This is a genomic window from Clostridium sp. ZBS2 (assembly GCF_023845855.1).
Classification (GTDB): Bacteria; Bacillota; Clostridia; order Clostridiales; family Clostridiaceae; genus Clostridium; species Clostridium aquiflavi.
On the sequence record NZ_JAMQIF010000037.1, the window covers coordinates 1 to 439 of the forward strand.

A 439-nucleotide genomic window follows, 5' to 3' on the forward strand; every position below is an offset into this window, starting at 1 on the left:
GAGATGATGGAACTTAACTTGCCTGACACCGATGTTATAGCAAAGAATCTATTTGTTAGAGATGATAAAAAACGTAATTATTATCTATTGGTTATCAGGAATGAAAAGAAGGTTAACTTAAAAAAGTTAAAAGAGAAAATTTGTTCAAGGCCTCTTAGTTTTGCTTCTGAAAACGATCTAAATTCTATTTTAGGGCTTTCTAAGGGTTCTGTAACACCTTTAGGTATAATCAATGATGATGAGCGAAAAGTAAAGGTAATATTAGATAATACATTTAATGAAAGTCTTATAGGGATTCACCCAAATGAAAATACAGCAACAATATGGTTGAATGTAGTGGATTTAGTGAGGATAATTAAACAGCATGGTAATTCTGTAGAGTTTATAGAGATTTAAGACCTTAAATTTCAGTTTGTTAATGAGTTTCTTAAATGAGTTT

1 protein-coding gene is annotated in these 439 nt (G+C 29.8%); it reads left to right on the top strand.

All coding sequences use genetic code 11. The features are described from left to right. The coding region (locus tag NG918_RS16120; protein ID WP_252227052.1) for a YbaK/EbsC family protein at positions 1-396 on the top strand (396 nt) is incomplete at its 5' end. Positions 397-439 lie beyond the last annotated feature (43 nt).